We start from the raw sequence: 10841 nt of genomic DNA on the forward strand, positions 1-10841 counted from the left end.
GAGGCAGCAAGGATGCGGCATTGCAGCGTGCAGGTTCGCGGCTTGCTCACGCGCGAGGAGCTTAATCGCTACAACGCGCTTATGGACGTCGGGCATTTTTTGGAAGAACAAAATCGGTATGATTTGGTTTATACGGTGCAAAAGGAAATCGACTTGCTTATTTTGCCTGCGATTGAGCGGTTAAAAGCGAAAAGCAAACAGCGCGACCGTGATTCGGAAAGCTTTTTGCGAGAGAGAGAAATTGCGGAAAAACAGGATTGAAGTCAGGGGAGAAAAACCAAAAAGAGTGGAAAAAGAGAAACCGTGCACCTGTGCACGGTTAAATTTTTGCCTTCTTGACCGGTTGCCGCGTCACTCCGCAACAGCGAGCATGCGATGCAGGCTTGCTTTGTTCAGGATATTGCCGACGTAAAAATCGCCAAATTCCGCGTAACGGGCGCTTGCTTCATCAAACCGCATTTCATAAATGAGTTTTTTGAACTGCAGCGCATCGTCGGCGAAAAGCGTCACGCCCCATTCCCAGGCGTCAAAGCCGATCGACCCGGTGATGATCTGCCGGACTTTGCCGGCGTATGTGCGGCCGATTTCGCCGTGGCCGCGCATCAATTGTCGCCGTTCATCCATGCTTAGCATATACCAGTTTGCGTCCTGGGCGCGGCGTTTGTTCATCGGGTAGAAACAAACATGTTTCGTTTTGGGCAGCATAGGTCGCAGCCTGGCGGCTATTTCCGGGACTTTGTAGGGATCTTCCCCCGGTTTGGACATATAGTTGCTCAGTTCCACTACGGACACATACGAGTAGGCGGGATGCGCAAATCTGGCAAAGGCGGATTTGTTGAATGCCGTTTCCAGCTCCTGCAATTGCTCCAACGATTCGCGCAAATGCACCATCATGATATCGGCCTTTTGCCCGACAATCGCATACATGATGGAACTGCCGGCTTTGCGCCGCTCAACTTCGTCCCATTTTCCCAAGAAATCGTCCATTGCCGTTTCCGCTTGCTTTCTTACCGCGGCGGTGGCGTCCTGCCATGCGCTCCAATCAATCGTGCGGAAATCGTGGAGCGCGTACCATCCTTCCAGCGTAAGCGTTGCTTCGCTCATTTTTGTTGTTCTCCTTTGCATGACAGATTAGAATTATTTTAACTGATCATAAAAACGGCTGCAACCGCATGCGCCGCGGTCATTGCATTCTGTTGGGGGTTCAAGTAAACTACTACTGACAAACGCAAGGCGAAAGGGGATCCGAAACATGCTGCAAATGATTGTGGCAACCGCTTTGATATTTGTTTTGGCCTATGGACTTGCCTTCATTCTGGACATGCTGGTCAAAACGACATGGCTGCCCATTTATGCATACCTGATATTTATCGTGCTGTATGTATATTTTAACTGGGACAGCGGCTCGTTCGGCGAATATTTGCAGGAATACACCTATGTCGACGTGTTGCCCGCAATCGGCGGATTGGCGGGGGCGGCGCTAAGCTGCTGGAGCATTCATTATTTGCGCAAAAAAGGCTACAAAATGTTCTGATCATTTTTGGCAGGATGAACGGGCGCCGTTTGGGGGATGCTGAAACGAAAAGCTATCCAAACCAAGCAAAGTGGTGATTCGCATGCCAATCGCTCACGTAAACGGCGCCGATCTGCATTTTCATCGCTCAGGCTCAGGCACTCCGCTTGTGTTCATTCACCCGCCGCTGTTGACCAGCGCCAATTTTCATTATCAGACGGCGCAACTGTCCGATGCGTTTACCGTTATTACGTTTGATATTCGCGGCCACGGATTCAGCCATGCCACCGAAACGGCGCTCACCTACCCGCTCATTGCCGAAGACATGAAGCAGCTGCTCGACTTTATCGGCATGGAAAAGGCGATTGTTTGCGGATATTCGGCGGGAGCGACGATCGCGATGGAGGCGATGCTCGCATATCCGGACAAGTTTGTCGCCGGAATTTTCTTAAGCGGCATGCCGGAATGTTCCGATTTCATGAACCGGTCGAGACTGCAGCTGGCCGTTGCCGCATGCAATTTGCGCGCCAAAAAAATGATCGCGTCCGCCATTTGCTATGGCAACGCCGATACCCGTTACACGTTCACAACGCTTTACAACAGCGCGATTCACGGCGATGTCGGGCACTGGGGCCAATATTACGCGCAAAGTTTGAGCTACAGCTGCAAGCGGCGGCTTGCGGGCATCAAACAGCCTGTATTGTTGATCTATGGAAAAAAGAACAAATCGTTTTACCGGTATGCCAATATGCTGCGCAAAAGCTTGCCGCGCAACGAATTGTATTTGGTAGACGGCGTTTCCCACCAACTGCCGACAAAAGCGGCGCTGCACATCAATGAGATAATCCGCGGCTGGGCCAAACGGACGTTTTCCGCTGCGGAAAACGATTTGCCGTTTGCCGCCGAGCCGCACATCGCGCGCGAAATTGAGAAAGTGGAAAATCTTTTGCACGAATGAACATGCCCACCTGCGGGCGGCGGCAAACTTGCCGCCGGCAGGTGGGCATTTGGTCCGGGTTCGGTTTTATTTTTTTTGCAACGCTTTTTGCACATATTCGCTTAGTTCGGCCAGCGTCGGATAATCATAGACAATGACCGCTTCCAGATTCAGGCCGAATGCCTGGTTGATGTCGCGAATCGCTTCCACGCCGCTGATCGAATCGATGCCAAGATCAAGCAAGTCGGTGTCCGGCGCCAGTTCGGCTTTATCCATATCGAGAATCTCGCTGAAGATCGCGGTGATTCTGGCGAGGATTCCCGCGGGGTTTTGCGCCGCGCCGTCCGCTTGCAATGGTTTTAACGAAATTTTCGGCTCGGCCGATGCCGCGATTGGCTTTAGCGCCAATTTCGGCTTCATTTCCTCCGCGGTGGCTTGCGCTGCGGCTTCATGCTGCGGCAACCAGTGCGATTCGCCCAAAAAGACGGTCGTCGGCAGCGCAACTTTGCGGAAAGAGCCCGGCGTGAACATTTCTTCCCATTCCACATCACCGCCTGCAAGCCATATCGCAAGCAATGTTTCGCGGCAAAGCTCAGCGGGATGGCCTTCACAGCGCGCTTTTACGGCCGGATTTATGGCGGCTTTGAGCTCGCCGGACTGCAGGATGCGCCGTTCGCCAAAATTCGCTTCGTCGAGCGTACAATCCGCCGCGGCTTTCAGCCAGCCTGCCGCATCGCCGATTTCGCCGACAGCGCGGTTTTCCGCCGCAAGACAAGGGTAATCGGCTTTATTCCGCAGCCGCCCTTGACGTTCGTGCAAGGTTTTCGCGATCGCGCGCAGATCGGAATGTTCGTCCAGGAAGAGCGTAACCAAGTCTTCCCGGGCCAAAGCTTCGTCGTTTACGAGTTGCAGCAGCTCGTTAAAATACGGTGCGGTGATGCGATTGTCTTCCGTCAAGTTCCATTTCCGGTTCAACCGGTGCAACGAGTTGAGCACGACGATTAAAAGCAGGAGAAGCTCGTTGCGGGATTTTTCCCATCCGTCCGCTTTTGTTTTCTCGAGCATCTCGTCAAGTTGAAGCCCGCCTGTGGAAAGCGCATGTTCCCAATCCGCCAAATACCGTTTGAAAGTATGCTGGTTTTGCTTTAACATCCTTGCTTTGGCAAAATGCGCGGAGATGATTTCGCGATCCGGAGTTTCCAGCCCGTCCAGCAAGCGCCGGAGGTAGGTATCGGTAATCAAATACGGTTCAATGATGCGATTGGCTACCGGATCATAAAACGGCACCTTCGGCCGCGCAAGCGCCAACTCATCCGCACGGCGCAAACCGGCCAGATGCGCCAAAGCCGCATCGAGTTCCAGCATGCCCGATAGGACAAGGGAAAGCCAAATTCCGCCGCCTTCGCCGGCGATCAGGTTCGGTTTCGGACCATATGCCGACAACGTATGATGCAAAGCGTAATGCATGATAAAAGCGTACAGCGGGCGCGCCGCCTCCGGCCATTTCTCCGCGTAAAAACCGGATGTCAGTTTGTCGTCGGCGCCGATTGCCGACAACCGGCCAAGGACAAATCTGATCGTATCGTCCAACCGTTTATCCAGCGTTTCAGCCCGAGCCGATTCCCGATACCCGTTCCACGCCGCAGCGCCGACGGCGAGGCACCAGTCTTGCGTTTGGCCGGATTGCGGCACGCAAGCGGCCCGGGACAACCAATCCGCCAATTCTTCCTTGCCGCTTACGATTGTTCCGATGCGCCAAGGCAGCGCGACTCGGCCGGTCAACAGCGTGGCGCTGATATCCGCGAGCCCGGCGTCGCGAACGCCGCTGTCTGCGGCAAAAGCGCGCCAATTTTCCCGCAGCCGATTGAGCCCTTCCGCGGTTTTGGCGGAAAGCGCAAAAATTTGCGGTTGTTTTGCTTGTTTCGGCTCATCGCGCCCGGTGTACTCCTCGACCACGATATGGGCGTTGGCGCCGCCAAAGCCGAACGAGCTTACGCCCGCCCGCAGCGGCACCTGGCTGTCCAATTGCTGCCAAGCCGCAGGCTCCGTAGCGACTGTGAACGGCGAAGCGGCAAAATCAATCATCGGATTGACGGTTTTCAAATTCAAATGGCGCGGAATATGCCGATGCTTCATCATCAACAAAACCTTGATCAATCCGGCAATTCCGGCTGCCGCCTCCAGGTGGCCGATATTGGTTTTAACCGAACCGATCTTGCAATATGACCTGCTGTTTGTATATTCGCGGAAGGCCTGCGTCAAAGCTTCAATCTCGATCGGGTCGCCGAGCGACGTACCGGTACCGTGCGCCTCGACATAGCCGGTTCCCGCCGGCGAAACCCCCGCATCCGCATAGGCGGCCAAAATAACGCTCCGCTGCGCTTCCACGCGCGGCGCCGTAACGGATAACGCTTTGCCGCCGTGGTTGACCGCCGAGCCTTTCAGAATGCCGTAAATATGGTTGCCGTCTTTAATCGCGTCTTCCAACCGCTGCAAAAGCACGACACCGGCGCCGTCTCCGGGAACGTAGCCGTTCGCTTCCTGGTCGAACGTTTTGCATTGTCCGTCCGGGCTCAGCATCCGCGCTTTCGAGAATGAGATGTATTTCCACGGGTGCAAATTCAGGTTCACCCCGCCTGCCAACGCATAGTCGCATTCACCCGCCAAAAGGGCCCGTTTCGCTTCATGCACGGCAATGAGCGAAGAGGCGCAGGCGGCGTTGATGGACAAGCTGGCGCCGCTGAAGTGAAAAGTATGGGAAATCCGGTTCGCCAGCATGCCTTCAAAATTTCCCAGGCAGGCGTAGCTGTCGGTTTCCATGTCCGCGGAAAATCGCTGCCGGTAATCGGTATTCATCGCGCCGATATAGACGGCGGTCGGTTTGTGTTGCAACTCCTTTAACGCGATGCCGGAGTCTTCCAGGCAATGCCATGTTTCTTCAAGCAAAATGCGCTGCTGCGGATCCAGTTGTTTGGCTTCATGCGCGGGAATGTTGAAAAACTGGCTGTCGAAGCGGTCGACGTTATCGATTATGCCGCACCATTTGCTGACGCTTTTATTCGGTTCGTCTATATCGGGCGAATAATACTTGGCAATATCCCACCGATCTGCAGGTATTGTTCGGATTGAATTGACTCCCTTGGCAAGGTTGTCCCAATATTGCCGATAATCGTTTGCTCCGGGAAATCGGCAAGCCATCCCGACAATGGCTATATCGCTAGCATAGGGCTTCATTGCTATTCCCCTTTCCGGTTAACTCCATGCATATTCACGATGATAGTCTTTTACCTGCCGCAAAACAAGCAACCCGCGCCCGGCGAAGGAGGCTTCGTACAACTTGGCGAAATTAGCGACATCCATCGTTTGCTCTTTTATGCCAAACGGCCACGCCTGGTTTAATTCCAACAGGCTGTCGTATTCGTTCATATTTAAATGGTAGCGGTTGTCCAGTTGCGCTCCGATGTTCATCCGCCTAACAAGCGCTTGCGATTGTTCCGTGACAATGCCGCTAAAAAATTCGGACGAACAGCCGGAACCGTAGGAAAACAGGCCGATGCGTTTCGGTCCGTCGATTTCCGCCTGATCAAGCAAACTGCAGAGCGCCAAATAAAGCGTTGCCGAATACACATTGCCCACTTCCATGCAAAATTTGAGCGAAGGGACGACCCGTTTTTTAAAATCGGCGTCGATTGTGGCCGGGTTTGCCTTCAAAAGCTGCCGCATCATGCGGCGGTGCGCGCCTTTCACCATCCCGGCAAACGGCGTATGAAACGCCAAATAATCAAATGTCGTTTGAAAATGCGCGCCTTCCACTTTTTCCGCATACGCTTTAAAGCAGTTTTCCAGGCAATCCAGATACGACAGCAGGGACAGATCGGGATTGCCGGTTTCAATATCCGGCAACGGTCGGCACGTATCCATCACTTCATAACCGTAATACCCGCTGGCGCCAAAATCAAGCTCCAGTATGTGCGGTTTGTCGCTCACCAGCATGGCGACCGCGCCGACGCCCTGGGATGGTTCCGCATATGTCATCTTGACCGCCGCGCGGGAGATGTCGGTCGCGATGACCAAAACTTTTGCCCCGGGAGATGCTTGCGCGGCAACGAAGCAAGCCGCCATTTGCAAAGCGGCTGTGCCGCCGTAACAAGCTTGTTTGATTTCGAAAAGCCGGCATGACCGCGGCAAATCCAAATACTGATGAATGTAAGTGCTGAGCGATTTGCCGAAATCAAGACCGGATTCCGAAGAAGTGATAATCATTTCAATCCGGTTTTTTTCCTCTTGCGGCATATTGTCCAAGATCGGTTTCGCGGCGTTCACGCCATAGGTTACCGCGTCCTCGCACGGCGCCCCGACCGATTTTTTGGACATCAGCAAATTATCGTAACGGTCCAGATCCAAGCCTCTTGCCTGAAACAATTCACGCGTCTCAATAAAAGCCGGGCCGCCGTAAAAATGGATTGCTTCAATGCCAACTCCCACCAAAAATCATCCTTTTCTAATTATAATAGCCGTATTGATGCCGCCAAAACCAAACGAGTTGCTCAACGCCGCACGGATGGCGGCAGGCACGGCAACCGATTCGCCAAACAGCATATCGGCAGCGATCGGATTTTTAAGATTCGGATTCGGATGAATAAAACCTTCCCGCATTTGCATCACGGTCGCTATGGCTTCCACAACACCCGCCGCATACAGGCAATGCCCCGTCAATTCTTTCGTGGAGTTGATCCGCACGCGGGACAAGGATGGGCGAAAAACCTGGCGCAAAGCGTTTATTTCCGTTTCGTCGCCAAGCGGCGTGGAAGTGCCGTGCGCATTGATATAATCTATTTCTTCAGCGCTCATGCCGGCCTGTTTAAGCGCCGCCTGCATGGCGCGAATTTCGCCTTCCATGTTGGGATCGGCGAGCCGGTTCCCATCAAGCGCAATCGCCCCGCCGGCCAATTCGGCAAGCACGGTTGCGCCCCGCGCTGTCGCATGCCCGGCCGCCTCCAGAATGACGCAGCCGCTTGCTTTTCCGTAAATAAAGCCTTCATGGTCTTGATCGAACGGACGGCATGCTTCTTGCGGCCGATCATAAAAACGTTTGCCGCCCAATGCTCCCATATTGGCGAAGCCCTGCAGCTCCATCGGCGATAAATCCGCCATGGCGCCTATGACCATGCAAACATCGACCATGCCGTGCCGGATTAATTGCAGGCCTTTGATCAACCCGACATTGCCGCTCGCGGAAGCTCCACCGGCAGTAAATCCTTCGCCGCGCACGGCAAAAACTTCACTCAACGTTCCGAGATGGTCGGTATCCATAAACTGCAGCCCATAGCTGGGCGGCAAGTACTCGGGCGTGTCGTGAAATTTCGGATAAAGTCCAAATTGCACCGCCTGGGTCAAGTTGTTGCCGGCGATAATGATGCCGATTCGTTCCGGTTGGACGGCGGCCATATGAAGCCCCGCCTGCAGCCACGCTTCCATGGCGGAAATGATCGCGCATTGGATGGATAACGGAGCGCGGCGGCCGCTTTTCATCGCGGCATTTTTTAATGGTTCGGGAATCGCGGCGTTATTTTTCAACATATCCGCAAACGCAAATTCGCCTAGCGGTGCGCCGACCCATCCGGCTTCGCCCGGCCCAAATGGCGGCAAATAGCCGATGCCGCTTTTTCCTGTTCGCAAGGAGTGCGCAAATTCGGCGATATTGCGGCCGATCGCACTGACGATGCCCATCCCGGTGATGGCGACGCGGCGCAAAGAAATGGTCTCACTCAACCTTGCATCGCCTTCTTCTCATGCAGCAGGTTTACGAGACCTTCAATATTTTGCACATTGCCGAATTCGGCTAGCGGAATTTTAATGCCCAAAGCTTCCAGCGAAGCGATTGTAATGTCCGCGCGATCCAGCGAATTTGCGCCGAGATCGGTCAGCCGTTGTTCCATTTGTATTTCTTGGGGATCAATATCCGGCAAAATGTCAACGATTTGTTCTTTCACAATTTGAAAAACTTCGTTTTTTGTCATGAATCAAGCACCTCGTCATTTATTGAAATCGCAGCAAATTTTTTTGGTTTTTCCGCATTCGAAAACGAATGAACGAATCTTTGCGGCTAAACTGAAAGTAAATATTGTTGGCAATCAGGTGGCGCAGCGGGGCGCCCGGTTCTTTGCCGTATGAGTGGCCCGGATAAACGCACGTATCGGGATTCACATGTGCCTTGATGCGTTGAATGCTCTCATACATCTCCTCGGGCGAACCGCCTTCCGTATCGCACATGCCGCACCCTTCCGCAAAGATGGTATCTCCGGTAAACAGGCTGTGGGAAAGCTGGTAGCATATTCCCCCGGCGGTATGTCCGGGAGTGAATATGCAGGTGATTGGCGTATGGCCCAACTGAATGACATCCTGATCGTTGACGGCATTCAGATTTGGCGAACTAAAACGGTAATACTCGATTTCTTTTTTCGACATGTATACTTGACAGCCGTATTTTTCCGCCAGCGGGCGAACCAGATTCACATGATCGTTGTGGGAATGCGTGAGCAAAATAGTGGTCAGTTTTGCGCCGGTCTCCCGCAACAGATCCGTTATTTTCGAAAGTTCCCAGGCCGGGTCGACAATCGCGGCTTCTTTCGTAGCTTTGTCCATAATCAGATAAGCGTAATTGATAAAGCCGGAAGAACTAAGTTTTATTTGAAACAACTGATACGTTTTCGCCATTGTTTGTTATTCACCAAAAAGGGCGTCTGCAAAGAACGCCAAATTTAACTTTTAATATCGGATTGAGGTATATCATTCTTATTATATACATATGTTCCGGCATGGACCAGCAATATTTAAAGCCAACGGCGGAACATGCTGTATAACAATGCCTGAACCGTGATCGACCCGCCTTGACCTTTGGCTTGTCCGATAGTAGCATTGTGGTTAGTATACTAAAATCGGGCGACATTTGCGAATGGATTGCGCAGGGAAAGGAGCACCGCCATGAATAGTGCGATTTCGAAATTTTATGAACTGCCGCTTGCCGAGCGGTTGCAAAAGATTGCCGCCGCGTGCGGTTTGGACGAGGCGGAGGTTAAGCTTTTGACCCAATTCGGCAGCCTGACGGCGGAACGGGCCGACGCGATGATCGAAAATGCGATCGGCGTGATCCCGATTCCGCTTGGGATTGCCGTTAATTTTACGATAGACGAAAAAGACGTGTTTGTGCCGATGGCTGTCGAAGAACCGTCCGTCATCGCCGCGGCAAGCCATGCCGCCAAACTGGCCCGCGCGGCGGGGGGCTTTTGGACCACGACGACAGGCGATATGATGTACGGGCAAATCCAGTTGGTGCATGTAGCCGATCCGTATAACGCGGCTGTCAAAGTCTATGAGCACAAGGAAGAAATTTTGGCGGCGTGCAACGCCAAGCATCCGACGCTGGCCAAATTGGGCGGCGGCGCGCGCGGCCTGGAAACCCGCATCGTCAATACGGATGACCAAGCCATGCTCGTTGTACATATTTTGGTGGATACGAAAGACGCCATGGGCGCCAATATCGTCAATTCAATGGCCGAGGCCGTTTCGCCCATGCTGGAGTCGATTACGGAAGGGAAAGCCGTGCTCAGAATTTTATCCAACCTGTCCGACCGCCGGCTTGTGCGCGTCCGGGCCGTATTTCGCCAGGAATTGTTAGGCGGGCCGCAAATCGTCCAAAACATTATCCACGCGCAAAAGCTCGCCGAATACGATCCGTACCGCGCGGCGACACACAACAAAGGGATCATGAACGGCGTTTCATCCGTTGTGCTGGCCACCGGCAACGACACCCGCGCCATCGAAGCGGGCGCGCATGCTTACGCTTGCCGAAGCGGCCAGTATCGAGCGCTCACGCGCTGGGAAAAAAATCAACACGGCGATTTGGTCGGTTCGCTGGAAATTCCGCTTGCTTTAGGTATTGTCGGCGGCGCCACCAAATCTCATCCGATCGCGCAAATCGCGCTTAAAATCATGGGGGTCAAGACGGCCGACGAATTGGCGCGAGTGGTTGCCGCCGCCGGGCTGGCGCAAAATTTAAGCGCCTTGCGCGCCTTGGCAAGCGAAGGCATCCAAAAAGGGCACATGGCGTTGCACGCCCGCAATCTGGCGATCATGGCCGGAGCCGATCCGTCGCAAATCGATGCGGTCGTGCGCCAGGCTACGAGCGAGCAGGATGTCCGCTTTAACCGCATTGTCGAAATCGTCAAACAAATGAACGAGCAAAGGTGAAAACACATGATGGGACCATTATTGCAGGGGGTACGCGTGCTGGATTTTACCCAAATTCTCTCCGGCCCGCTGGCAACCATGCTGCTCGCGGACGCGGGCGCGGACGTAGTCAAAATCGAGAAGCCGGGAAGCGGAGATCCT

At 53.7% G+C, this 10841-nt stretch carries 11 protein-coding genes; 5 read left to right on the top strand and 6 right to left on the bottom strand.

The features are described 5' to 3' along the window. Window positions 1–12 precede the first annotated feature (12 nt). A complete protein-coding gene (locus tag VF260_11555) occupies window positions 13–261 on the top strand; it encodes a hypothetical protein (GenBank protein HEX7057811.1) in 249 nt (82 codons plus the stop codon). A 90-nt stretch (window positions 262–351) separates the two neighbouring features. On the opposite strand, the gene hemQ is transcribed toward VF260_11555, so the two are convergent. Further along, window positions 352–1104, bottom strand: a complete 753-nt coding sequence (gene hemQ / locus VF260_11560; GenBank protein ID HEX7057812.1) for a hydrogen peroxide-dependent heme synthase — start codon at window positions 1102–1104, stop codon at window positions 352–354. A gap of 148 nt (window positions 1105–1252) precedes the next feature. On the opposite strand from hemQ, the gene VF260_11565 reads away from it, so the two are divergent. Together VF260_11565 and VF260_11570 are read left to right on the top strand one after the other, a co-directional pair. Next, a complete protein-coding gene (locus VF260_11565; protein HEX7057813.1) occupies window positions 1253–1534 on the top strand; it encodes a YuiB family protein in 282 nt (93 codons plus the stop codon). 82 nt (window positions 1535–1616) lie between these two features. Then, complete coding sequence (locus VF260_11570; GenBank protein ID HEX7057814.1) at window positions 1617–2471, top strand: alpha/beta hydrolase; 855 nt, start codon at window positions 1617–1619, stop codon at window positions 2469–2471. Between the two features lie 66 nt (window positions 2472–2537). Here the strand turns inward: VF260_11570 and VF260_11575 are convergent, their stop codons facing one another. The 5 genes from VF260_11575 to VF260_11595 are packed head-to-tail and all read right to left on the bottom strand — an operon-like array spanning window position 2538 to window position 9167. Then, the gene (locus VF260_11575; protein HEX7057815.1) at window positions 2538–5684 is read right to left on the bottom strand and encodes a beta-ketoacyl synthase N-terminal-like domain-containing protein; all 3147 of its coding nucleotides are present in this window, start codon (window positions 5682–5684) and stop codon (window positions 2538–2540) included. A gap of 18 nt (window positions 5685–5702) precedes the next feature. Then, window positions 5703–6935 carry a hydroxymethylglutaryl-CoA synthase family protein gene (locus tag VF260_11580; protein ID HEX7057816.1) on the bottom strand — a complete coding sequence of 411 codons (1233 nt, stop codon included), beginning with the start codon at window positions 6933–6935 and terminating at the stop codon, window positions 5703–5705. Between the two features lie 6 nt (window positions 6936–6941). Continuing rightward, on the bottom strand, window positions 6942–8222 hold the full coding sequence (locus VF260_11585) for a beta-ketoacyl synthase N-terminal-like domain-containing protein (GenBank protein HEX7057817.1): 1281 nt from the start codon (window positions 8220–8222) through the stop codon (window positions 6942–6944). Beyond that, window positions 8219–8470: an acyl carrier protein gene (locus VF260_11590; GenBank protein ID HEX7057818.1), complete on the bottom strand. Its 252-nt coding sequence runs from the start codon at window positions 8468–8470 to the stop codon at window positions 8219–8221. Before VF260_11590 ends, VF260_11585 begins: the two co-directional genes overlap by 4 nt. A 19-nt stretch (window positions 8471–8489) precedes the next feature. Continuing rightward, window positions 8490–9167, bottom strand: coding sequence for an MBL fold metallo-hydrolase (locus tag VF260_11595; GenBank protein ID HEX7057819.1), 678 nt, complete (start codon window positions 9165–9167; stop codon window positions 8490–8492). A 267-nt stretch (window positions 9168–9434) separates the two neighbouring features. Here VF260_11595 and VF260_11600 point away from each other — a divergent pair, with 267 nt between their 5' ends. Together VF260_11600 and VF260_11605 are read left to right on the top strand one after the other, a co-directional pair. Beyond that, window positions 9435–10700: a hydroxymethylglutaryl-CoA reductase, degradative gene (locus tag VF260_11600; protein HEX7057820.1), complete on the top strand. Its 1266-nt coding sequence runs from the start codon at window positions 9435–9437 to the stop codon at window positions 10698–10700. Between the two features lie 9 nt (window positions 10701–10709). Further along, the coding region (locus tag VF260_11605; GenBank protein HEX7057821.1) for a CoA transferase at window positions 10710–10841 on the top strand (132 nt) is incomplete at its 3' end.

Source organism: Bacilli bacterium, assembly GCA_036381315.1.
Lineage (GTDB): Bacteria > Bacillota > Bacilli > Paenibacillales > KCTC-25726 > DASVDB01.

Excerpts from the sequence above, each read along its gene's own strand:
- VF260_11555 (HEX7057811.1), top strand. The coding sequence starts at position 13 with ATGCGGCATTGCAGCGTGCAGGTTCGCGGCTTGCTCACGCGCGAGGAG.
- hemQ (HEX7057812.1), bottom strand. The coding sequence starts at position 1,104 with ATGAGCGAAGCAACGCTTACGCTGGAAGGATGGTACGCGCTCCACGAT.
- VF260_11565 (HEX7057813.1), top strand. The coding sequence starts at position 1,253 with ATGCTGCAAATGATTGTGGCAACCGCTTTGATATTTGTTTTGGCCTAT.
- VF260_11570 (HEX7057814.1), top strand. The coding sequence starts at position 1,617 with ATGCCAATCGCTCACGTAAACGGCGCCGATCTGCATTTTCATCGCTCA.
- VF260_11575 (HEX7057815.1), bottom strand. The coding sequence starts at position 5,684 with ATGAAGCCCTATGCTAGCGATATAGCCATTGTCGGGATGGCTTGCCGA.
- VF260_11590 (HEX7057818.1), bottom strand. The coding sequence starts at position 8,470 with ATGACAAAAAACGAAGTTTTTCAAATTGTGAAAGAACAAATCGTTGAC.
- VF260_11595 (HEX7057819.1), bottom strand. The coding sequence starts at position 9,167 with ATGGCGAAAACGTATCAGTTGTTTCAAATAAAACTTAGTTCTTCCGGC.
- VF260_11600 (HEX7057820.1), top strand. The coding sequence starts at position 9,435 with ATGAATAGTGCGATTTCGAAATTTTATGAACTGCCGCTTGCCGAGCGG.